Origin of the sequence: Pedobacter cryoconitis (assembly GCF_003259615.1) — a bacterium.
GTDB classification, from domain to species: Bacteria; Bacteroidota; Bacteroidia; order Sphingobacteriales; family Sphingobacteriaceae; genus Pedobacter; species Pedobacter cryoconitis.
Map to the genome: position 1 here is coordinate 515,053 of NZ_QLLR01000001.1, position 22,860 is coordinate 537,912.

At 39.8% G+C, this 22,860-nt stretch carries 18 protein-coding genes, 1 other RNA gene and 1 pseudogene; 16 read left to right on the top strand and 4 right to left on the bottom strand.

The annotated features are described in order from the left end of the window. Positions 1 to 37: 37 nt before the first annotated feature. Positions 38 to 907 (bottom strand): alpha/beta fold hydrolase, encoded by an 870-nt coding sequence (locus LY11_RS02235; RefSeq protein WP_211321467.1) that lies wholly within the window; start codon positions 905 to 907, stop codon positions 38 to 40. A gap of 118 nt (positions 908 to 1,025) precedes the next feature. Here LY11_RS02235 and LY11_RS02240 point away from each other — a divergent pair, with 118 nt between their 5' ends. The 10 genes from LY11_RS02240 to LY11_RS02285 all read left to right on the top strand — a co-directional run bounded on the left by LY11_RS02240 (position 1,026) and on the right by LY11_RS02285 (position 13,899). Beyond that, a complete protein-coding gene (locus LY11_RS02240; protein WP_111632086.1) occupies positions 1,026 to 1,619 on the top strand; it encodes a helix-turn-helix domain-containing protein in 594 nt (197 codons plus the stop codon). Between the two features lie 174 nt (positions 1,620 to 1,793). Then, complete coding sequence (locus tag LY11_RS02245) at positions 1,794 to 2,864, top strand: efflux RND transporter periplasmic adaptor subunit (protein WP_111632087.1); 1,071 nt, start codon at positions 1,794 to 1,796, stop codon at positions 2,862 to 2,864. 20 nt (positions 2,865 to 2,884) lie between these two features. Next, positions 2,885 to 5,977 carry an efflux RND transporter permease subunit gene (locus LY11_RS02250; RefSeq protein WP_111632088.1) on the top strand — a complete coding sequence of 1,031 codons (3,093 nt, stop codon included), beginning with the start codon at positions 2,885 to 2,887 and terminating at the stop codon, positions 5,975 to 5,977. An 86-nt stretch (positions 5,978 to 6,063) separates the two neighbouring features. After that, complete coding sequence (locus tag LY11_RS02255; protein WP_111632089.1) at positions 6,064 to 7,407, top strand: TolC family protein; 1,344 nt, start codon at positions 6,064 to 6,066, stop codon at positions 7,405 to 7,407. Positions 7,408 to 7,515: 108 nt separating this feature from the next. After that, positions 7,516 to 8,940, top strand: a complete 1,425-nt coding sequence (locus LY11_RS02260) for an MFS transporter (protein ID WP_111632090.1) — start codon at positions 7,516 to 7,518, stop codon at positions 8,938 to 8,940. Between the two features lie 7 nt (positions 8,941 to 8,947). After that, positions 8,948 to 10,015 carry a ferredoxin--NADP reductase gene (locus tag LY11_RS02265; protein WP_111632091.1) on the top strand — a complete coding sequence of 356 codons (1,068 nt, stop codon included), beginning with the start codon at positions 8,948 to 8,950 and terminating at the stop codon, positions 10,013 to 10,015. A 99-nt stretch (positions 10,016 to 10,114) separates the two neighbouring features. Continuing rightward, positions 10,115 to 10,333, top strand: a complete 219-nt coding sequence (locus tag LY11_RS02270; RefSeq protein WP_111632092.1) for a heavy-metal-associated domain-containing protein — start codon at positions 10,115 to 10,117, stop codon at positions 10,331 to 10,333. Between the two features lie 11 nt (positions 10,334 to 10,344). After that, the gene (locus tag LY11_RS02275; RefSeq protein ID WP_111632093.1) at positions 10,345 to 11,046 is read left to right on the top strand and encodes a hypothetical protein; all 702 of its coding nucleotides are present in this window, start codon (positions 10,345 to 10,347) and stop codon (positions 11,044 to 11,046) included. 154 nt (positions 11,047 to 11,200) lie between these two features. After that, positions 11,201 to 12,517: a paraquat-inducible protein A gene (locus LY11_RS02280; RefSeq protein ID WP_111632094.1), complete on the top strand. Its 1,317-nt coding sequence runs from the start codon at positions 11,201 to 11,203 to the stop codon at positions 12,515 to 12,517. 38 nt (positions 12,518 to 12,555) lie between these two features. Beyond that, the gene (locus LY11_RS02285; RefSeq protein WP_111632095.1) at positions 12,556 to 13,899 is read left to right on the top strand and encodes a paraquat-inducible protein A; all 1,344 of its coding nucleotides are present in this window, start codon (positions 12,556 to 12,558) and stop codon (positions 13,897 to 13,899) included. A gap of 153 nt (positions 13,900 to 14,052) precedes the next feature. On the opposite strand, the gene LY11_RS02290 is transcribed toward LY11_RS02285, so the two are convergent. Continuing rightward, complete coding sequence (locus LY11_RS02290; protein ID WP_111632096.1) at positions 14,053 to 14,805, bottom strand: glucose 1-dehydrogenase; 753 nt, start codon at positions 14,803 to 14,805, stop codon at positions 14,053 to 14,055. A gap of 83 nt (positions 14,806 to 14,888) precedes the next feature. Beyond that, complete coding sequence (locus tag LY11_RS02295; protein ID WP_111632097.1) at positions 14,889 to 15,476, bottom strand: Crp/Fnr family transcriptional regulator; 588 nt, start codon at positions 15,474 to 15,476, stop codon at positions 14,889 to 14,891. Between the two features lie 238 nt (positions 15,477 to 15,714). On the opposite strand from LY11_RS02295, the gene LY11_RS02300 reads away from it, so the two are divergent. From LY11_RS02300 to LY11_RS02315, 5 genes and pseudogenes are all read left to right on the top strand, one after another. Then, the gene (locus LY11_RS02300; RefSeq protein WP_111632098.1) at positions 15,715 to 16,062 is read left to right on the top strand and encodes an SHOCT domain-containing protein; all 348 of its coding nucleotides are present in this window, start codon (positions 15,715 to 15,717) and stop codon (positions 16,060 to 16,062) included. Between the two features lie 219 nt (positions 16,063 to 16,281). Next, positions 16,282 to 16,743, top strand: coding sequence for a hypothetical protein (locus LY11_RS02305; protein WP_111632099.1), 462 nt, complete (start codon positions 16,282 to 16,284; stop codon positions 16,741 to 16,743). Between the two features lie 14 nt (positions 16,744 to 16,757). Next, on the top strand, positions 16,758 to 16,970 hold the full coding sequence (locus tag LY11_RS26600; RefSeq protein WP_394340908.1) for a hypothetical protein: 213 nt from the start codon (positions 16,758 to 16,760) through the stop codon (positions 16,968 to 16,970). A 484-nt stretch (positions 16,971 to 17,454) separates the two neighbouring features. Next, positions 17,455 to 18,996 (top strand): Fic family protein, encoded by a 1,542-nt coding sequence (locus tag LY11_RS02310; protein ID WP_111632100.1) that lies wholly within the window; start codon positions 17,455 to 17,457, stop codon positions 18,994 to 18,996. A gap of 477 nt (positions 18,997 to 19,473) precedes the next feature. Then, a pseudogene (locus tag LY11_RS02315) lies at positions 19,474 to 19,878 on the top strand (DUF1016 N-terminal domain-containing protein); the annotation flags it as partial. A gap of 40 nt (positions 19,879 to 19,918) precedes the next feature. Here LY11_RS02315 and ssrA read toward each other — a convergent pair. Further along, positions 19,919 to 20,284: a transfer-messenger RNA gene (gene ssrA, locus LY11_RS02320) on the bottom strand. Positions 20,285 to 20,548: 264 nt separating this feature from the next. Between ssrA and katG the strand changes: the two genes are divergently transcribed. Beyond that, entirely contained in the window at positions 20,549 to 22,810 is a 2,262-nt protein-coding gene (katG, locus tag LY11_RS02325) for a catalase/peroxidase HPI (protein WP_111632101.1), read from the top strand. Positions 22,811 to 22,860 lie beyond the last annotated feature (50 nt).

The window sequence follows — 22,860 nt, forward strand, 5'->3', positions numbered from 1 at the left end:
TTTATATATTGATAGTTTGATATCTTGATACATTTATTTATTCTTGATTGAGATGCCTTATGAATGTTGACAACAAAGCAGCAGAAACTATTGGCTGTTCTTCTGGAATGTAATGCCCGGTTTCTGGCATAACTACGGTACGAACTTCCTTTTCAGAGATTTTCTGCAGGGCTTTACCAACATTTTCTCCTTGTGCTTTCGCACCACCAATAGCCATAACAGGTATGTGCAGGCGGGCTGGATGATTACGGTTAAAGGCTGCGCTTATGGAAAATGCACGGTAGTAAGCGAATCCGTTTGCCAACCGCTCCTGGCCCTGATAAGCTTTCACGTAGTAATCCAGATCTGCTTTTGTGATGGCATCTTTAACGCCCGACTTAGTTGTAAAATACCAGTCCAGGTAAGCTTCTTCTTTCCCCTCAATCAAAAATTCAGGTATATCGGTCACTGCATGGAAATAAAACTGCCATATTTTAGCCGCATTTTCTGGTTTAAAGACTTCATCAGGAATTAATCCTGGAATTCCTGCATCCATGATAGTCAGCGAGCTAAGCTGATCTTGAAATTCCAGTGCAAATGTAGCGGCCACCCATGCGCCTACATCATGCCCGACTAAATGAATGTCCGTAATTTCCAGCTGCCGGCAAAATTTACTGATATACTTCGCTGCTGTTAAAGTATCTGATTCGGGCAGCGGGTTTGAATTGCCCATTCCCGGAAGCTCCATTGCGATTACACGATAGTTTGGTGAAAGCAACGGGATCATTTTTCTCCAGGCATAAGCCGTTTGCGGCCATCCGGGTAAGAGTAAAATTACCGGCCCTTCGCCTTGTTCATAGTATTGCATTGTAACCCCATCAACTTCGCAGTAACGAATATCCGGCATACTATTGTGATTGATTGTCATTGCGTTTTTTCTAAAGTGATTAAATTTTTGTAATACTATGTAAATTTTATAAACATTTCACTGAATAATGTAACAGAAACATTAATCTCCATCTTATTTTTGAGTATAAATTTTTGTGATGAAAAAGAACAACAAATTACTCATTAAAGGAATGGTTTGTAACCGGTGTATTACCGTGTTAAATGAGGAACTGTCCAAACTCGGTTTAGATATTTCGAGTATAAATCTGGGAGAGGTCATCTTAAAAGAGACTAACAAAACTTCTGTTGATGAAAAAACCTTAAAGATAGTTTTACAGAAAAATGGATTCGATCTTCTTTATGATAAAAATGAACAACTGATCAGCCAGATAAAACTTGTTGTTGAACGCGGTATCAACGACCAGTTTGAAACAGGAAACCCGGTTAAATTTTCAAAGCTGATTAGTGATGAATTACACAGAGATTATGATACTATGAGCGCCATATTTTCCCTTACACAGGGGAACACACTTGAAAAATTTATCATTGCTGAGAAAATGGAAAAAGTGAAAGAGTTTTTGGTGTATAGTGATAAATCATTAACTGAAATAGCCAATATTTTAGGTTACAGCAGTGTGGCCTATCTTTCGCGGCAGCTGAAACAGCTTACTGGATTCGATTTTGCCTATTATAAAAAGATAAGGCAAGACAAGCTTGCCGTTATAGCCGGTTCGCCCTACCCTGCTCAATAAATTCTTACTGGATACTAGAGTTAATGCCTGGCTTAAAGCCGGGCTTTTTTATGAAATATCCCTACAGAAATTCTATAATTCTTACCTGCAATAGTATAAAGCATAAGGCAAGCTTGCCGCTAAATTTATATCCTTTAAAACGACTATTTATTCCACAATTATTCCTCATAAAAAATGTTAAAAAACATAAGTAAACTAAAAGTTATTTTCCTGCCTGTACTCTGTAGTATGTTGCTGATGGCCTGTGCTGGTGATCAGGAAAAAAAGAAAAAGATGTCAGCCGGACCTGGCGCTGATGCCAGTAAATTAGAGGTGGACGCAATCGTGGTCAATGAAGAAGATCTGAATCAGGAGGAAGTGATTGTCGGCACTATGGCTCCCTACCGGGAGGTAGCCATCGTCAGTGAAATTGCCCAGAAAATTGTTCGGGTTGCTTTTCAGGACGGAGGACATGTCAGTAAAGGACAATTACTTTATAAGTTAAATGATGCTGACCTGAAAGCCCGGTTAAAGGGATTAAATTCCGAACTGAAATTAGCCCGGCTGAATGAGCAAAGAATAGGTAACCTGCTGAAAACGGAAACTGTAAATCAGCAGCAATACGATGAAACAGCGGTAAAATTACAATCCCTGGAAGCTCAGCGCGAACTGCTGCAGGTGGAATTAAACAAGACAGAGATCAGAGCTCCTTTTTCAGGGAATATCGGTATTTCAAATGCAGATCCGGGTTTTTACATATCCCCGGGTACCGAACTGGTAAGCCTGCAGGACCACGGCACTATTAAGATAGAGTTTTCTGTCTCAGAAAAGTATCTTCCGCTGGTCAAAACAGGCAGTAAAATTAATTTTACAACAGCACTTTCTGGTCAGCAGCAAACAGCCACTATTAAAGCTACTGAACCGGGGCTTAACGCTCAAAACAGAGCATTAAAGGTACAGGCTATGGCAGATAATCCTGGCGGAAAATTCAGGGCAGGTTTATCTGTCAAAATTCGTTTCCAGACCTCAGCAAAAAATGCAAAAGCGATTAATTTACCAACAGAAGCACTTATCCCAAGCGGAGATGGATACAATGTTTTCGTGATTAAAAATGGTCTTGCGCAATCAAAGCCTGTCAGCATCGGCAACAGAACTGAAACCGCGGCCATTGTTACCTCTGGTTTAAATAACGGCGACAGTGTTATTGTTTCTAATATTCTTCGTCTTGGGGATGGCATGCCGGTTCAGGCTGTTGTTTCCAAATAATCTATTTCAAATTTACAAGCATGAGTTTATCATCATTAAGTATAAAAAAACCGGTTCTGGCAGGAGTTTTTTCTGCCTTTATCGTTATTATGGGCATTGTTGGGTGGAATTATTTAGGAGTCAGAGAATATCCCCTGACAGAACCACCAGTGATCTCAGTGGTCACCTATTATCCGGGGGCAAGTCCCGATGTGATTGCTTCCAAGATTACCAAACCGATGGAAGAGTCTATTGCTGAATCCAATGGTGTAAGAACAATTTCTTCTGAATCCAGGGAGCAGGTGAGTGTAATTTCTATAGAATTTAACCGTGATGTTAACCTGGAAGATGCCTTAAACGATGTTCGTGATAAAGTAGCCAAGTCCAGGAAACAGCTTCCTGCTGATGTAGATCCTCCTGTTGTTGAAAAGGCTTCTTCACCAGATAACCTGGTTGCCTTTTTAGAGGTAGAAAGCGACACCAAAGACATCAGAGAGGTGAGTCATCTGGCTTCTACGGTGATCAAAGACAAAATGCAATCTATTCCCGGGGTAAACAGTGTTGCAGTTGTCGGGGAACATAAGTATGCCATGCGGCTAAGGTTTGACCCTACTAAACTGGCTGCTTATCTGCTTACTCCTGAAGACATCCGTCAGGCATTGGCCAGAGAGAACCTTGACCTGCCTTCTGGAAGAATAGAAGGTGCGAACAATGAACTTAGTGTACGTATGCTAGGCCGTTTAACTACCGTAGAAGATTTTAATGAAATGATCATTAAGCGAGAGGGCAACACGGTAATAAGGTTAAAAGATATTGGCTCTGCGAAACTGGGAGAAGAAAATGAGCGAACCGCAATTATCAATGAAACCGGTAATTTAAACCGGATTGGGGTGGGTATTGCTGTCCAGATCCAACGGGGCGCTAATGCGATTAAGGTAGTGGATGAGTTTTATAAAAGACTAGATCAATTGCGCAAAGAAGTTCCAAAGGAATACCGGCTGATTGTTGGTTTCGATTTCACCAGCCCTGTACGCAAATCTATTAAAGAAGTAGAAGAAACACTTTTTATAGCCTTTGGTTTAGTTGTGCTGATCATCTTTCTTTTTCTCCGTGACTGGCGCTCTACTATTATACCGGTGCTGGCTATTCCTGTTTCTATTCTTTCGGCATTTTTCATTATGTATGTAGCCGGTTTTTCTATCAATGTGCTCACCCTGCTCGGATTAGTACTTTCCATAGGTTTAGTGGTTGATGATGCGATCGTTGTACTGGAAAATATCTATAAAAAAATCGAAGAAGGTATGTCGCCAATTCAGGCTGCTTTCAAAGGATCTAAAGAAATCTATTTCGCGGTAATCTCCACGACCATTACCCTGGCTGCTGTATTTATGCCAATTATTTTTATGGGCGGTATTAGCGGTCAGTTGTTTAAAGAGTTTGCCATTGTAGTATCGGGCTCGGTACTGGTATCTGCTTTTGTGGCCTTAACGCTTTCACCTATGTTAAGTGCATTGTTATTAAAAAAGAGTGAAAAGCCTAATTGGTTATACCGGAATACAGAGCCGTTTTTTATCCGCTTAAATAAGGGATATGCGAATTTATTAATCGCTTTTATGAAACGTCGCTGGTTAGCCCCTATATTCTTGATCGGTACTGCCAGTCTCATTTATTTTGTCGGGAAAAAGCTTCCTTCTGAGCTTGCACCAATAGAAGACCGTTCTAACATGAGCTTGATTGCTATTGCACCAGAGGGTGTTTCTTTTGAGTATATGCAAAAGCGAATGGCCGAAGTAGGAAAATATGTAAATGACTCTACAGGCAGCAGATTATATCAAACCTATTCTATGGTAGGTATTTCTTTTATTCCAGCACCGGCACCAGTTAACATCGCTGTGCAGAGTATTTATCTGAAAGATCCTGAAAAAGGCAAAGCCACTGCTCAGGATTTATACAATCAATATGGGAAGGCATCAGGTAAGTTCAGGGGTTTCCTTTTATTTCCCTACATGCCGCCAACAATCGGTACACGTTATGGTGGTGGTATGCCGGTTCAGTATGTACTTCAGGCCCCAACTCTGGATAGCCTTAAACAGGTGCTTCCTAAATTTCTGGCTGCAGCAAGGCAGAGTAAAAAACTGATGTTTGTAGATGCCGACTTAAAAATCAATAAGCCTGAACTAAAAATAAATATAGACAGGCAAAAAGCAGCATTAATGGGTGTTTCTATACAGGAAGTATCAAGGGCTTTACAGCTTTCGTTCTCTGGTCAGCGTTATGGCTATTTTTTACGCTCAGACAGGCAGTACGAAGTGATCGGTCAGGTGGAACGCAAAAACAGGAACGACATCAGCGATCTGCGCTCTATTTATGTCCGTTCTGCGCATAACCAGATGATCTCTCTGGATAACCTGGTTACGATTGAGGAAGGAATTAGTCCGGCTGCGATTTACCGCTATGATCAGTATACTTCAGCTTCCATTTCTGCAGGACTGGCACCAGGGGTAAGTTTAGAAGCGGGTATTGAAGAAATGGCCCGTATTAAAAAGGAGGTGCTGAATGAAAATTTCAAAACGAGTTTAGCAGGGCAATCCAGAGATTACGAAGAAAGTCAGGGTAATATCGGTTCTACACTCATTCTGGCTTTGCTCCTGGTTTACATGATTATGGCCGCCCAGTTCGAAAGCCTGCGTGATCCGCTCATTATTATGCTTACTGTACCCATGGCGGTAACAGGTGCAATACTTAGCCTGTACTGGTTTGACCAGAGCTTAAATGTCTTCAGCCAGATCGGGATTATCACCCTGGTGGGATTAATCACTAAAAATGGTATCCTGATCGTGGAATTTGCAAATCACCTGAAAGAAACAGGACTTTCAAAATATGATGCGGCCATACAAGCAGCCATACAACGTTTCCGGCCAATTCTGATGACTTCTCTGGCGATGATATTCGGTGCACTGCCAATTGCCATGACGGTGAACAGCCGCCAGTCGCTTGGGATTGTAATTGCAGGAGGATTGACATTCGCAGGGATTCTGACCCTGTTTATTATCCCTGCGGTTTATTCATACCTGTCAGGAACCAAGCGTAAACCAATGGTTGAAGAAGAAAATGAGGAAACGGAAATCAGCTAATGATGACTTATTAAAATAATGAAGCCAGCAGCGATAATTATTTCAATGCTGCTGGCTTCAACTAACAGATAACAATATATAAATAGATGAAAAGGAAATTTTTAAATATAATGCTGGTTTTGCTATTGCTGTTTTCGGGTAAGGCTTTGCATGCGCAAAAAAGAGACTTAAGTCTTGCAGAAGCATTAGCATTGGCTGCAAAAGGCAATAAGGAACTTCAGGTACAAATGCTGGAAGAAATTCGCTTTCAAGAGATTACCCGGGAAACGCAGAGTTATTTGTTACCCAATATTTCAGCAAATGCAGCGTATTCGCGTTACTTTGACCGTCAGGTAATCTTTCTTCCGGGTTCATTTGCAGGAACCAATAAGCCTGTACAGGAAGTTGCAGTGGGTGGAAAAAATGCTTTCAATGGCTTTTTATCACTAAGTCAGCCTTTATTTATGGAAAGTGTGCGTCGCGAAAAACAAGCAGCTCTGATCAATGAAAGAATTCAGAAAGAAAGAACGATCGACCTGCAAAGCCAGCTGGCGTTTCAGATTTCTGCGAGTTATTTTGAGCTGCTGTTAATGAATAGTCAACTCAGTTTACAGCAGCAAAGTTTATCGCGGAATATCAGGGCATTGATAGATACCAGAGCTTTGTTTGCACAGGGACGAGGCCTGAAAGTAGATACTTTAAGAAGTTATATTGCGGTAGAAAACTTAAAATCTTCTATATCCTATTTAAAGAACAACATCGAGGTAAGTGGTATCCGGTTAAAAAGGCTGATGGGTTTAAATGAGGTGTCAGAAATCAAACCAACCGATAGCCTGAATATTGAACACGATCAAGCCGGCTTTTACACGCTGGATCAGGCTTTACAGACTGCTGCGCTAAACCGCCATGATATTAATCTGCAAAAACTTTCGATTGAACACGGACAAAAGCAATTGTCTGTACGCAAAGCAGAATATCTGCCACAGATTTCAGTGGTAGGTCAGTACCAGGTGCAGGCACAAGCGGATAATTTGAACTTCGGCAATTATAGCTTACCGCGCACTTCATTCCTGGGATTACAGCTTACAATTCCGATTTTTAACGGAAACCGCACCAACGCTCAGCTCAACCAGGCCAGGATTAAAGTGCGGCAGGAAAAAATCAGGCTAAGTGATCTGCAGGAGGAAATGAATGCAGAATTAGCAGCCATCATCAGCAGGTGGAAGGAGGCAAATGCGCAACTGATTGTTCAAAAAACAACGGTAGAAGCTGCAGAATTAAATTATACTATGATGAATGATCGCTACAAGAACGGGTTAAGTTCCAGGCTTGAATTAACCGATGCCGAATTGTCCCTGACGCAGGGCAAGATTAATTATTTACAGGCGGTATATAATCTTAAGGTGCTGTATGTTGAGTTACAGCGATCTTTAGGTTTGTTAAAATTATAGAAATACCAAAACTATTACCGGGATACCAAAACTCTGTAACATATTCCGGTAATTGTATAAAATCCGGCAGTCGGTGTTGGCTAATTTTGGGCACAAATAATAAATTTTATGTCTAAAGATACAACACAACCAATAGTAAAAGCGGTGCCCTACGCTAAGCGATGGGCAGCGCTTTCCTTGCTCTGTATGGCGCAATTCATTGTAATTATGGACACGTCCATCATCGGCGTAGCCTTACCTGCAATCAAAACCGATCTGGGTTATTCACAAACTGGCCTTCAGTGGATATTTAATGCCTATGTAATTGTTTTTGGCGGTTTCCTGCTTTTAGGTGGCCGTTTGTCAGATCTGTTTGGCTCCCGCAAGGTTTTCATGTGGGGGTTCGCTATCTTAACCGGAGCCTCCCTTTTAGCTGGTATGGCCTGGTCAGAAGCGGTTTTAAACACTGGCAGAGCATTGCAAGGTTTGGGCTCTGCTTTCATCGCGCCAGCAGCACTGACGCTGGTTTTAACCAAATTTACCGATCCAAAAGAATTGAATAAGGCCCTGGGTTTTTGGGGTGCGGCAGCTGCTGCAGGAGGCTCTGCTGGTGTATTCTTCGGCGGTGCTATTACGCAATGGCTTTCCTGGCAGTGGGTTTTCCTGATCAATATTCCTTTGGGTCTGATCGTGCTGGTTTTAAGTCCTAATTTACTGCTTAAAGGAACAACACGAAAAGGAAAAGTAGATATTCTCGGTGCTATTCTGGCCACAGCAGCATTGGTATTGATGGTATATGCCATCGTTTCGGCCGAAAGTGCGGGTTGGAGTTCATTTCAAACACTTGGGTTACTGGGGTTAGCTATAGCACTGTTTGTTGTCTTCTTAATCATGCAAAAAAACAAAAAGGAGCCACTTGTACCCTTATCCATTTTCAAGGTCCCTAACCTTTCAGCTGGTAACCTGGTTATGGGCTTATTGGCGGGAGCATGGATTCCACTATGGTTTTTCCTTAATCTTTATTTACAACAGGTATTGCATTATTCAGCTTTCAATAGCGGCCTTGCGTTATTGCCAATGACCTTTACCATCATGGTCCTTATGATGGGTGTTACCGGAAATATGGTAGCAAAATTTGGCTTTAAAATGAATCTTATAGCCGGACTTATAGCGCTTACGGCTTCCCTGGTTCTTTTTAGTACTATTCCTGCCGATGGATCTTTTCTGCTCAATGTATTACCTGCATCCCTGTTAGGGGCACTAGGTATGTCACTGGCTTATATCCCCGGAACCATCGCTTCTATGTCAGGTGCTAAACCGGAAGAAACCGGACTGGCTTCCGGCCTTGTGAATACCAGTTATCAGATTGGTTCAGCACTGGGGCTTGCGATTATAGTTGCCATTGTAGCTGCAAAAACTGATATACTACAAACTCAGGGCGCAACAGAAGTGGGTGCACTGAATGAAGGTTTTCGAACAGCTTTCAAATCTGCAGCTGTAGTAAGTGGTATAGCCACCTTAATTGCTATTTTTTCCATTAAGACCTTCAAGTAGCTGAACAATGCAAAAGCGTAAATTTATCTGGACAACCCATAAAGTAATTCGGGAAACAAAGGATGCGGTTACCATTGAATTTGACATCGCCGGATCAGTATTCAACTACTTACCCGGACAATTCATCAATGTCAGCCAGGTTGTGAATGAAGAAAGGTTAACCCGTTCTTATTCCTTCTCTTCCTCCCCAGAGCTGAATTCCTGTCCCGCTATCACTGTAAAGCGGGTAAAAGATGGTTTGCTGAGTAATTACCTTGTTAATTCCGCTGAACAAATCAGTTCATGGGAAATAGAAGGGCCATACGGTTCGTTTGTACCTGCTGAAAGTAGTTATCAAAGCAGGAATGTTGTTTTATTATCGGGGGGAAGTGGAATAGCCCCCCTGCTTTCCATCGCTAAATCATTATTAAGTAAATCGCCTGATGTTCAGCTTACCATACTTTATGCAAATCATTATTGGCATGATGTGATTTTCACGGATACACTGGAAGCGTTAGCGTTACAGTATAAAGAGCGGTTAACTGTTATCCATGCGCTGTCACAGTATGATGGAACAAAGCCCGCATTTACCGGGACTTTAATTGAAGGCAGATTGAGCAAGGTAGTCGTCAAAAAACTATTGAAGCAGGCAACAGCAGGGGAACTATCAGCCGCTCATTTCTTTATTTGCGGCCCTAACGGACTGATGAAAATGTATTACCAGGTATTGGAGTCTTTAAAGGTTCCTGAGAGCGGGATTTTCATGGAGCGGTTTACCGCTGACGATGAAGCTGCTGAGCAGTTGCTCAACCTGCCTGAAATTACGCTTGAAGTTCTGGTTCATTTTTATGAGCAAACTCATCTGATCGAAATACCGCCGGGAACGACGCTATTGAGTGCTGCATTGAAAGAGGGTATTTCTTTCGGTCATTCTTGTAAGTCAGGAACCTGTGGTTCTTGTGTAGCACTATTAACTTCAGGAAAGGTAAGTATGGTTAAAAATCGCGCATTAACAGAAAAAGAAGTGGCGCAGGGTATGATTTTGCTGTGTCAGAGTTATCCTTTAAGTGCCGATATAACCATTGAATTTGACTGAGATTTTATAAAAGAATGCTGTAATTGTGTAATGCCTGGCCTGATCCTATCCATAACTTTGTCTTATAAAATTATTGATCATGGAAACACTTAATTTAAAATGGAAATGAAAATGCTTGGCCTGGAAATCAGCAACCTGAAGGATGGTTATTGCATTTCAACAGTAACACTTTCGGTATTAAATACTCCGGGAGCATATCTGATCGCTGTACTGCCTGGTATTATGGTGATCTCCTATGAGCCACTGCTAACATCAGTCGAAAAGATAATGAGAGCTGTAACGCGCCTTGGGTATAAGATTAAAAAGATAGTTCAATAAAATATAATGATATGGAAAATAGCGAATATAGTATACAGCTCACATCAGAGCCACAGCACATTGTTCCAGCACAGGATACAGTGTTAACTTTAACGCATGAAAAGCCGTTAAAATTAGAAATATCGCATGAAAAGAAAATTCATCTGATTATTGTAAACGAAGACCTCTCCTACTTTAACCACATTCATCCGGTTGAAACTGAAAAGGGTTATACGGTTAAAACAAAGTTCCCTTCCAGTGGTAAATTTCATCTTTTTGCAGATTACAAACCTTCTGGAAGTGACCAGGTAGTGAATAAACTGGAAGTGAGTGTGCCGGGTAAAGCGCCATCTGCTGAAGAATACAACAAAGAAAAGTTAACTGGTAATTCAGGAGCTTATTCTATTACCCTGGTTGCTGATCAGGGTAAGTTTACGAGCGGTCATATGATGATAGCTGGTATTTTAAAGAAGGATGGAAAAGAGATTGATCCGTTAACATTAGCTAATTATTTGGGTGCAAAAGCGCATGTGGTATTAATCAGTGTTGATGATAAAGAATATATTCACGCCCATCCTGAGGTGGAAAATGGAAGATATAAGTTACATGCTTCTTTTCCTAAACCGGGTATCTACAGAGGCTGGATACAATTTCAGACTGAAGACATAGTGCATACCACTGACTATGTTATACAAGTTGTTCAGCAACGGGGCAATTCTGAAAGCGGACATTGAGCTGATGTTATTTTATGATAAAAAGGGGGAGAATTGAAAAATTCTCCCCCTTTTTTTGTGAAGTTGAAGACGGTTTAAAGTAACATATCTGCTGTAAAACATTTTCAGCAGATTTTAGTTATTATGATTATTCCATTATTTAATTCTAAACCGATTGGCTGCAGAACAACAAAAAAAAGCCGTTAAGGGATTTAACGTCTCCAAATTATTACTCATCTTAGGCCTGGGTCTGCTTTTGGTTGGCGAAGGCTATTTTGGTTTCCGGTTACACACACTTTCAAATCAGCAGGAAGAAATCAAAGAAGATTATTCCGATCTTAATAACATCACTTTCGGGCTGTTTTCAGTCGATCAATGGCATGACAAGGTAGCGGGCATTATTAACCACCAGGTCCGTCATTTTACCATGACCCCGAAACAAAAAAAGCAGCTTCAGGTAGAAGTTGAACAAATCGTCCTGGCATTAATCAACAAAGCAGAAGCGCTGGTTAATAAACCACAAAAATCTATAGGTGGGAAGTTGAAGAAACTGGCCGTCAAAACATTTGTAAACACTGATAAAATTAAAGCTCAGGCTCCTGAGTTTGCTAAAACTATCATCGCCAAGATAGATAACCCGAAAAGTAAAAAGCAGCTGAGTGCAATGGCAATGGGGAAATTCACTGCGATTGAGAAAACTGACAGTACGACAAAGGCAAATAACATGGCGATCAGTAAAATGTATCGTAAGTATCATGTTTCTACTCGTGATGAATTTAATGATAAGCTTACGGCATCATTAAACAGCATCAGGACGGTTACTTATAATTATTCTTTTGGGATGCTTGGCTGCATCGCGATCGTGTTATCGTTATGGTGGATATTCCGGAAAAAAGTAGAGCTTCACGCTATCCTCTTTGTCATGTCGCTAATGTTTGCGTTTGTTCTGCTGGCAGTGGGTTTAACTGCATCCATGATAGAAGTTGATGCACGTATCAAATCGCTTGACTGTGTATTATTAGGGGAACATGTGATTTTCAAAAACCAGGTATTGTTCTTTCAAAGTAAAAGTATCCTTGATGTCGTAGAAGTTTTGGTAAAGCAGCCTGCTATTGATTCCATACTTGTCGGCATCTTAATCCTCGTTTTCAGCATCTTGTTTCCGATCATGAAATTAAGCTCTACTGGTATCCATTTGTTAAGTAAAAGGAAGCTGGCTGAAAATAAATTCATCAAATACTTCGCGTTTCAATCGGGTAAATGGAGTATGGCAGACGTGATTGTCATTGCCATATTGATGACCTATATAGGTTTAAATGGTTTATTAGAGAGCCAATTGTCAAGCCTCAACATTCAAAGTGATTTTTTAACTATCCTCACGACTAACAATACGGCTTTACAGCCTGGCTATATCATATTCATCAGTTTTGTATTGTACGGGCTCATTTTGTCCACCATCCTGAAGTTTATAACACCGTATGATTCGCATTAAAAGCTATCAAATTCATAAGCTAATTAATTAATATATTGATGACTCAGCAAAAAAATATAACGGTTAAAAAATACGGCCTGCCTAATCTGATACTTATTCTTGGATTAAGTATACTACTTTGTGGAGAAGCTTATTTCGGTTATCGCCTGCATACAGATTCAATGGAACAGGAGCAGATTAAAGAGGATTACAGTATGTCGAATAATATCACATTCGGACTGTTTTCTGTTGATCAGTGGCGCGACAGGATGATTGAGGTTGTCAATCACCAGGTGCATGATTTTACAATGACGAGCGCACAAAAGAAAGATTTGCAGAAAGAAGTGGAGGAAGAGCTTCATGGTCTGATCGCCAAGGCAGTTGCGGAGATTAACAAACCACAAAAATCTTTAGGCGGCAAATTGAAAAAACTCGCATTTAATAGCTTTGTGGATGCCGATGATATACAAGCACAGGTGCCATCTTTTGCAAAAACAATCATTGATAAGGTGAATAGCCCTGCAAGTCATAAGAGGTTAAAGAGTATTGCTACCAGTAAAATTGATCAGCTTGCGGATCAAACTTATGATAGTACTTCTGTTGCTAATATTGCGGTTACAAAACACCTGTATAAAAAGTACCATGTTTCTAACACAGCTGATTTTAATCGGGAGATTAATTCCCGGTTAGCGGCCATTCGGACTGTGACCTACAATTATGCTTATGCTATGCTGGGCTGCGTTTTGGTTGCACTTGGTTTATGGTGGCTCATGAGAAAGCAGGTACAGTTGCAGACCACACTTTTTGTTATGTCGCTATTGTTCGCTTTTATCTTGTTAGCGGTAGGTATAACAGCCTCTATTATAGAGGTTGATGCGCGTATAGAAACACTGAATTTTATGTTATTGGGTGAGAAGGTTACTTTTGAGAATCAGGTGTTATTCTTCCAGAGTAAAAGTATATTGGACATCGTTGAGGTATTAGTAAAGCAGCCTAAGCCCGATGCGATTGTGGTAGGTATATTAATGTTCGTCTTCATCATTATCCTGCCTGTTTTAAGACTGATTGCTAAGGGTATTCATTTGTTAAGCGGCAAAAAATTAGCCGAAAACAGAGTGGTAAGATATTTGACATTCGAGTCTGGTAAATGGGATATGGCGGATGTAATGGTCGTAGGTATTTTGATGACCTATATTGGCTTAAACGGAATTTTAAAGAGCCAGTTGTCGAATTTGAATATCCATAACAGTTTGTTAACGACCACAACGGTAAATGATACTTCTTTACAACCTGGTTATTTCATATTTGTAGTTTACGTAATGTTTGAAATGTTGTTGTCATATATTTTGAAGCGAATGACAAATGATGAGGTGAGCGATCAGGAGAGTGATCCTATGAGTTAAACTGCTTATTTTTTTAACGCCAATCTTTTACTATTCCCAATTTCTTGTCTGCAGTTCAGTGATACAGATATGCTCAGGAACAATACAAATACAATAGCAGGGCCCTTTCCTGCCATTGTATTGTTTTACAATTTCATAAAATACTTTTTAGAATTATAAATCTCTCAAACCACCGTCCAGCAACAATTCAGCACCCAGCATAAATGCAGAGTCATCGGAAGCCAGGTAAAGCGCAGCGGCTGCCAGCTCTTCAGGAGTACCTATACGTTTAAGAGGGGTAAAATTACCGAACGATTCCTTCATTGCTTTTGCGTCCTCAGCATTGGTCGTAATTGTATTGAATACAGGTGTATCAACCGGACCAGGAGTTAAGGTATTCACACGAATTTTACGTTCCAGCAGATCAGCAGAAAAGCTTCTTGCCAATGAGCGTACAGCAGCTTTAGTTGCTGAGTAAGCTGCATGATTGGGCATACCTTTTCCATTTACAGTTGAAGATACCAGCACAACTGAAGCACCGTCTTTTAACACTGGAAGTGCCTTTTGAACAGAGAAGAATGCGCCTTTGAAGTTAATGTCGCTTACTTTATCAAATTGCTCTTCGGTAAAATCTGCTAATGGGCCAAGTATGTATACACCTGCGTTAACGATCAGTATATCTACTTTTCCAAATTTCTCTTCCACGGTCTGGTAGATCCTGGTAAGATCGTTTAAGTTGGAAACGTCACCTTGAATACCCAGTCCGTTTGGACCAATTGCCACCAAGGCTTCGTTAATAGTTGCCTGATTACGGCCAGTGATGGCCACTCTGGCACCCTCTTCTGCAAAACGTTTTGCTATTCCTAATCCGATACCGCTGCTACCCCCAGTAACAACAGCTACTTTATCTTTTAATTTTTGTGACATTTCTTGATGTTTTTATAACACAAAGTTGCCGGGAAGCCGTTAAAAAAAAGATGAACTATCTTATGAAATATAGGTGAACCAGTTTACTTTTTTCTGACTTTGTCGTTGCGGATCTTGGATAAAAACTCCCTGGTCATATTCAGATATGACGCTAAGGCATATTGTGGAAGGCGTTGAGTGACTTTAGGGAATTTTTCAACGAATTCGGTATACCGCTGTTCTGCATTTTGTGTAAGATTTGCGATAATACGGCGGGCATAGAAAGCGGTTGATTTTTCAGCCATTATACGAAATAGCGTTTCGAGTTCGTGACTGGATGCTTTCAATTGCTGTTCAGTATCGTGATCGATCTGTAATACCAGGCTATCTTCCAGGGCAACTACAAATTGCGTTGCCGGGGATTGATAGATATAGCTATTGTAATCTGAAATCCACCAATCTTCTATAGCAAACTGGATAGTATGATCGTTGCCTTTTTCATCAATTACGTAAGCACGAAATGCACCTTTTAATATATAAAACCGATATTTAGCTATAAAACCGGGCTGAATAACAAACTGTTTCTTACTCACTTTTATTAATTTAAAAGCAGCCACAAGATTTCCCAGGTTCTCAGGAGAAAGTTTGATTTTCCCGGATACATTTTCAATAAAGGGATCGATATTTTCCATTTTGTTTTTCTTGTGATTGCGATAAATAAATTGGATAAGTTATAGCAGATCAGATCTACAAATTACACCATATTGTTTTAAATATCACCTGTCAGTTGGTGAATTTTGACGACGAAATGAATAATTAAATTTTGCAATATCATTATATCTGAAATTATCAAATTATTCATATTTACGGGAACCCAGAATTTTGAGTTATCAAACAGTTGTATTTTGCTCAAAGTTTAAAAACAAAATTATGGGATTATTAATGGCTTGGTTTCTTGGCGCTATAATAGCCGCGGCTATAGCAGATAACAGACAGATTGGAGCAGGATGGGCATTTTTCATAGCCTTGATCTTAAGTCCTGTTATTGGAATCATAGTAGCTTTAGCATCATCGAAGAATATTGACGTGGAGTTGAAGAATAAATTGATTTCAACTCAGGATAACTTTATAAATAGAAATAATCAAACAAAGTTGACTACAGCAGAAGAGATAAAGCAGTACAAGACTCTTCTAGATGAAGGAGTTATAACATCCCAGGAATTTGAAGTAAAGAAAAAACAACTTTTAGGTATATACCGTCCTCCAGGTGGAAATTGATCCTAAATCAGAATCTCCTTTAAGATAATGAGCAGGTAAATTAAAAATGAGAGCTATTTATGGTTTATTATAACTGGCAAATGTAAACTACAAGTTGCAGGGAGCATATTAATATCATGTAATACACCAAGTACAAGTAACCATAACTTTAAAAGAGATTTGCAATTAAGTGAAAAAGCTATATTATAAGATACAAAATCAAAGAGTAACAGCATCAATATGAAATTGAAACACTACATAGTCTTCTATTCAATTATAATCATCATTATATTATTATGTTGCATAATCTTATTTTTCAATAGCAGAGTAGACGACGTTCATCTAAAAAAGGAAAATGAAATATCAGAAACTGTCACCGAATCACTCGACAGCACTACATTTGAAAATGATACTGCGTCTGGCCCAATCACGTATACACCACCACAGGAAGCACAACAGCCAGCTAATCAAGAGTATTTTTCTGGTTGGGACGGATCCAATCCGGAATTTGTTGCAGCTATAAAAAATAGAATGAATGATCCTGATAGTTTTGAACACATTGAAACCACATATAATGATAAAGGTGATTACTTAGAAATTAAAATGAAGTATAGAGGTAAAAATTCATATAACGCAACAATTAGAAATATTAACATATGTAATTTCGATAAGTCAACTAGAACAGTGACAGCAATAGATTAAGCGAACTGCCCAAAATTGGTAGTCAGGATTTAAATAAAATCTCTAGAAACCCTTACACTAAGATTGAGTTTACAATGAAAGAGTTGGATATAAGCAGAATTATTGCTACACGTTATTTTGATCAGCTTACCAGTACAGGCTTTCTACATAAAGAAAAACTATGGAAGGATAATTATTACCTTAATAAAAGTCTCCTCGATTTTATGGCAGATATAAATGCCAAATAATTATCATGTATAGAATTACCAAATTAATGAACCAATAAAAAAGGCCTTTGAGAGTATTTCAAAGGCCTTAGTGGAGCTGAGGATGATTTAAACGAACCCTTTATACGGCTTTTGATGCTGGTAAGGGCGGTTAGTGAGGAAAATGTTTTGGTAAAAAAGTATTGAAAATGGAAGTACATTTTGATCTCTTTTTCAGAGGCAAAGGGGATTTTATCGACCCTTATTTGTTTAAAATTATAGAATACTTAAATTTCTCATGTAAAGAGTTTATACATGAGAAGCTTATCATGTATAAAATATCCAGAAGTCTTTACATGATACAAGTTTGAGCCTGTACCAGATGTGATAAACCATACGATACTGTGTTGAAAACCAGTAAAATGTAGCTATGAACGTGCTGCATTTGTGCTGATTTCAGAATCATAAGTTTTAATATATGCGAAATCCCCTTCGTTTCCTATATTTGAATAATCAAAATTCACAAATGGCGTCAAATAATAATCATTTTTCACAAAAAATAACTGTTTTTCATGAAAGAACCGCTCCTGAAGAGGGATCGATAGTCGGTTATGCCGCTTTGATTGGTTTCTTTAAGTTAGAAGTGCCATTGCCCGACAGACTAGCATTAATAAGTCAGAAGCACAAGCAATATGAAACGCAAGAATGGATTGTCTTTACGCCGAGACATCAGCCTGAGGAATCATTAATGGGGCATTTGACATTTGCTTTGAAATATGAAGGTATAGAGTTAGGTGTATTAAAAAAAATATTTGCATCGGTTGCCCCTATTGATATAGAATCTATTATTTCACTTGAACCTACGGGACAATACAGTAAAAGAATATGGTTTTTATACGAATGGCTAATGGGAGTCAATTTAGATTTGAAGGATTTGTCGGCTGGTAATTATGTTGATTTGGTAGATACAAAGCTACAATTTGGCAGCCATCCCCTTCCCTCAAAAAGACATCGTATTCGGAATAACCTTCCTGGAGTGCGGGAATTTTGTCCTCTTGTTCGCAAAACCTCCTTCCTTAAAAATTTAATTGAATTGGATTTAGCACAGCAGATAAAAGTTATCATTGGAAAAATTCATCCAGATGTAATGGCTAGAACAGCGGCTTTTCTTTTGCTTAAGGATTCAAAAGCATCTTATGCTATAGAGGGAGAAAAGCCTCCACAAAACCGTGCTCAAAGATGGGGACGGGCAATTGGACAAGCTGGGCTTAAACCTATAGATAAAAATGAACTGCTCAGACTACAGGAAATTGTGATTGATAATTCCAGATTTACTAAAATGGGATGGCGTACAGATGAAGGTTTTATCGGAGAACATGACAGAAGGTATGGAACGCCAATCCCAGATCACTTATCTTCTAAATGGCAAGACGTTAGTTCACTTATACAAGGCCTGATTGACACTGATCAAAAATTGGAGAAGGACGATTCATTTGACGCCGTAGTTGCCGCAGCAATGATCGCTTTTGGATTTGTGTTTATTCATCCATTCGTAGATGGTAATGGAAGGATACATAGATATCTCATACATCATGTCCTACTCAGAAAGGAATACGTTTCTAAAGGAATTATTTTTCCGGTTTCTGCAATAATCCTAAATGAATTGGATGAATACCGTCGCGTCTTAGAAAACTATTCAAAACCACGTCTTGATCAAATAGACTGGAAACCAACCCGAGATAACAATGTAGAAATACTAAACGATACAATTGATCTATACCGATATTTTGATGCAACTAAACAAGCGGAATTTTTATATAAGTGCGTTTTACAAACTGTAGAAAAGACAATCCCTGAGGAAGTCTCCTATCTTGAAAAATACGATCTGATGAAGGAATATTTAGATGATCATTTTGAGATGCCGGATAAGATTGTTGCACTTCTTGTACGTTTTCTTGAACAAAACAATGGCGAGTTGTCTGAGAGAGCAAAAACAAAGGAATTTCAAGAATTAAAAAACGAGGAAATTATTGTTATTGAAAACAAGTATAAGGAGATTTTCGGATAGTAATTATCGAATAATAACACACTATAAACGCACCTTCAAACATTAAAAAAACGCCTCTAAGATGACCTCAGAGGCGTTTTGTGGAGTTGAGGATGATTTAAATGAACCCTTTGTGCGGCTTTTGATGCTGGTAAGGGCGGTTAATGAGGAAAATGTTTTGGTAAATTTTGTGGAAGAAAAAATTGAATATTGATCTGTTTTGAGAGTTAAGAGGGATCATGTCGAACCCAATTTGCCAGAATAATGTGTGATCATATCTGAGTACATAATTCTCTTTATCACATAAGAAGAGAGACAATATTTTTACGCAGCCTCTGATAATAATTAATCTGCCATATTCTATGTAATTTTGGTAAAAGTATTTGCTTCCAATTAACTTAATATGCTAGAAAAACAATTTACAGAGGTTATTCAATTTATTAAACAGGCCAGATTCAATGCTATCAAATCTGTTAATACAGAACTAATAGATCTTACTGGAAAATTGGGGAATATATTAGTAAAAAGATTGAAACTGCTGAATGGGGTCAATCGATTGTAGATCAATTGGCCAAATACTTAAATCGAAACGAGCCGGATTTAAAAGGATTTTCTAACAAAAACCTTTGGAGAATGAAGCAGTTCTATGAAAGCTATAAGGATTCGCCAAAACTCTCAACACTGTTGAGAGAAATAAGCTGGTCACATAATTTATCTATATTCTCTAGATGTAAAACTACTGAAGAAAGAGAATTCTATCTGAGAATAGCTAAAAATGAGAACTATAGTTTTAGGGAACTTGAACGCCAGATTACATCTGGTATATTTGAAAGAACTATGATAGGAAATTCAAAAGTCTCAACGGCGTTGACGTATCCATTTTCCAAGTTAACAATACTATAAAAAGCATTAAAAAAGGCCTCTGAGATAATCTCAGAGGCCTGTGTGGAGCCGAAGGGGTTCGAACCCTTGTCCAGTTGCGTGGCAAATTATGCCTTCTACATGCTTATTTTCCACTCTATTTTCGGGATCAGACGGGCCGGAAACCTACCTTGCCTTTCTCCTTAGGTATTTTATCTTACAACTGTACCATACCTTACAATTGCCAGCGTAATTATTTCGATGCCCCTGATTCCGGCCTAAAAACGCGGCAGCCAGAGGGACAAAAGCTATTTAATTCTAAATTAAGCAGCTAAGGCGTAGTTATTTTCGCCAATCAAAGTGTGAACGTTCACTTTAAAGTGCTCCCCGTACAACGCACTGCATGCTAACATACGTACCTCCGCCCTGTCAAATCCAAAACGGCCCCAATACGTACAAATATTTGTGGTTAACTACTCCTTTTCAAATATCCATTACAAATTTACGAAATATTATGCCAATTTCTATATAAAAGAGTCATTTAAGCCATAAATCGGGAATTCAGTTAATAATCAGTAGCTTACATTATAGACGTTAACTATTTAACATAGAAATAAATGATTGTGATTATTTCATCCAATATCATAAATTTATACTGCTTTGCAATTACCGGGGCACAAGAAAGTATCTGATATATTAAAATTATAAACTTATGGAAAGTGAATCAAATGACATCAGTAAATGCCCATTTCATAATGGCAGTATGAAGCACAATGTTGGTGGCGGCGGCACCCGAAACAACGATTGGTGGCCTAACCAACTAAAGCTGAGTATTCTGCGTCAGCACTCCTCTTTATCAAATCCGATGGGTAAAGATTTTAATTATGCCGAAGCTTTCAAAAGCCTCGATCTTGCAGCAGTCAAAAAAGACCTTCATGCACTTATGACAGATTCGCAAGACTGGTGGCCGGCAGACTTTGGACACTACGGCGGCCTGTTCATTCGCATGGCATGGCACAGTGCAGGAACCTACCGTGTAGGCGACGGTCGTGGTGGTGCAGGTGCAGGCTTGCAACGTTTCGCGCCTCTTAACAGCTGGCCCGATAATGTAAGCCTTGATAAAGCCCGCAGACTACTTTGGCCGATCAAACAAAAATATGGCAACAAAATCTCCTGGGCCGATCTGATGATCCTGACCGGAAATATTGCGCTGGAATCAATGGGTTTTAAAACATTTGGCTATGCAGGCGGACGTGAAGACGTATGGGAAGCAGACGAATCCGTTTATTGGGGTTCTGAAACTACCTGGCTGGGTGGCGATCTGCGTTATGCGCATGGTTCACCTGGCGTAGAAGAAGGTCACGGGGTATTAGTGTCAGACGATGATGCCGACGGCGATGTTCACTCCCGCAATCTGGAAAAACCACTTGCAGCAGTGCAAATGGGATTAATCTACGTGAATCCCGAAGGTCCTGACGGTAACCCTGATCCTGTTGCTGCAGCTAAAGATATTCGCGATACATTTGGCAGGATGGCCATGAACGACGAAGAAACAGTCGCGCTAATAGCTGGTGGTCACAGTTTCGGTAAAACACACGGCGCGGCATCTGCCGATCATGTAGGTAAAGAGCCCGAATCTGTTGATACCGAAATGCAAGGCTTAGGCTGGAGCAACAGTTATGGTTCTGGCAAAGGACCCGATACAATTACCAGTGGACTGGAAGTAACCTGGACTAAAACACCGACTCAATGGAGCAATAACTTCTTTGAAAACCTGTTTGGCTTTGAGTGGCAACTCTCAAAAAGCCCTGCAGGTGCACACCAATGGGTAGCTAAAAATGCAGAAGCTATTATTCCTGACGCGTTTGATAGCACAAAAAAACATCTGCCAACAATGCTGACGACCGATCTTGCACTAAGGCTTGATCCGGCTTATGAAAAAATATCAAGACGCTTTTTCGAAAATCCGGAAGAGTTTGCAGCTGCTTTTTCACGTGCATGGTATAAATTAACACACCGCGATATGGGCCCTGTTGCCCGTTATCTCGGCCCTGATGTACCACAGGAGGAATTACTTTGGCAAGATCCTGTTCCGGCAGTTGACCACGTATTGATCAGCGAAAGTGATATTTCAGTATTAAAAGCAAAAGTATTGGGATCAGGTTTAACTGTATCTGAGCTGGTTTCCACAGCATGGGCTTCGGCTTCGACCTTCCGTGGTTCTGATAAACGTGGCGGTGCCAATGGCGGACGCATTCGTCTTGCCCCGCAAAAATACTGGCAGGTGAATAATCCGTCACAATTACAAAAAGTATTGGATATACTTGAAGGGATTCAGAAAGAATTTAATGTTGCCCAGGGGGATGGCAAAAAAGTTTCATTGGCAGATTTAATCGTACTCGCTGGTAACGCAGGTGTTGAAAAAGCAGCTTCGATAGCGGTTCCTTTTAAGCCCGGTCGTACCGATGCCTCGCAGGAACAAACTGACGTAGAATCATTCGGCTACCTGGAACCTGCCGCAGATGGCTTCCGTAACTACCGTAAAACAAAAGTTCCGGTATCTACTGAAGAATTACTGATTGACAAGGCTCATTTACTTACACTTACAGCACCGGAATTAACCGTACTAGTAGGCGGTTTACGTGTCTTGAATACTAATTTCGATGGGTCCGGGACTGGTGTTTTAACCTCAAATCCGGGACAGCTTACCAATGATTTCTTTGTAAACCTGCTCGATATGAACACCATATGGAAAGCAGTATCTGCCGACAAAGAACTTTACCAGGGCAGCAACCGTGCAACTGGTGAAGTCAAGTGGAAAGCTAGTCGCGCAGACCTTGTTTTTGGCTCTAATTCAGAATTAAGAGCTGTTGCAGAAATATATGGAAGTGCTGATGCTCAGGATAAATTTAAAGCAGACTTCGTGGCAGCATGGAATAAAGTGATGAACCTGGACAGGTTTGATTTAAGGTAATTATTTTAAGACTTAAATGATATACTAAAATTAAGGCACCGGATTACGGT

Excerpts from the sequence above, each read along its gene's own strand:
- LY11_RS02285 (WP_111632095.1), top strand. The coding sequence starts at position 12,556 with ATGACTCAGCAAAAAAATATAACGGTTAAAAAATACGGCCTGCCTAAT.
- LY11_RS02255 (WP_111632089.1), top strand. The coding sequence starts at position 6,064 with ATGAAAAGGAAATTTTTAAATATAATGCTGGTTTTGCTATTGCTGTTT.
- LY11_RS02265 (WP_111632091.1), top strand. The coding sequence starts at position 8,948 with ATGCAAAAGCGTAAATTTATCTGGACAACCCATAAAGTAATTCGGGAA.
- LY11_RS02290 (WP_111632096.1), bottom strand. The coding sequence starts at position 14,805 with ATGTCACAAAAATTAAAAGATAAAGTAGCTGTTGTTACTGGGGGTAGC.
- LY11_RS02235 (WP_211321467.1), bottom strand. The coding sequence starts at position 907 with ATGACAATCAATCACAATAGTATGCCGGATATTCGTTACTGCGAAGTT.
- LY11_RS02250 (WP_111632088.1), top strand. The coding sequence starts at position 2,885 with ATGAGTTTATCATCATTAAGTATAAAAAAACCGGTTCTGGCAGGAGTT.
- katG (WP_111632101.1), top strand. The coding sequence starts at position 20,549 with ATGGAAAGTGAATCAAATGACATCAGTAAATGCCCATTTCATAATGGC.
- LY11_RS02260 (WP_111632090.1), top strand. The coding sequence starts at position 7,516 with ATGTCTAAAGATACAACACAACCAATAGTAAAAGCGGTGCCCTACGCT.
- LY11_RS02305 (WP_111632099.1), top strand. The coding sequence starts at position 16,282 with ATGAAATTGAAACACTACATAGTCTTCTATTCAATTATAATCATCATT.
- LY11_RS02310 (WP_111632100.1), top strand. The coding sequence starts at position 17,455 with ATGGCGTCAAATAATAATCATTTTTCACAAAAAATAACTGTTTTTCAT.
- LY11_RS02270 (WP_111632092.1), top strand. The coding sequence starts at position 10,115 with ATGGAAATGAAAATGCTTGGCCTGGAAATCAGCAACCTGAAGGATGGT.
- LY11_RS02275 (WP_111632093.1), top strand. The coding sequence starts at position 10,345 with ATGGAAAATAGCGAATATAGTATACAGCTCACATCAGAGCCACAGCAC.
- LY11_RS02300 (WP_111632098.1), top strand. The coding sequence starts at position 15,715 with ATGGGATTATTAATGGCTTGGTTTCTTGGCGCTATAATAGCCGCGGCT.
- LY11_RS02295 (WP_111632097.1), bottom strand. The coding sequence starts at position 15,476 with ATGGAAAATATCGATCCCTTTATTGAAAATGTATCCGGGAAAATCAAA.
- LY11_RS02240 (WP_111632086.1), top strand. The coding sequence starts at position 1,026 with ATGAAAAAGAACAACAAATTACTCATTAAAGGAATGGTTTGTAACCGG.
- LY11_RS02245 (WP_111632087.1), top strand. The coding sequence starts at position 1,794 with ATGTTAAAAAACATAAGTAAACTAAAAGTTATTTTCCTGCCTGTACTC.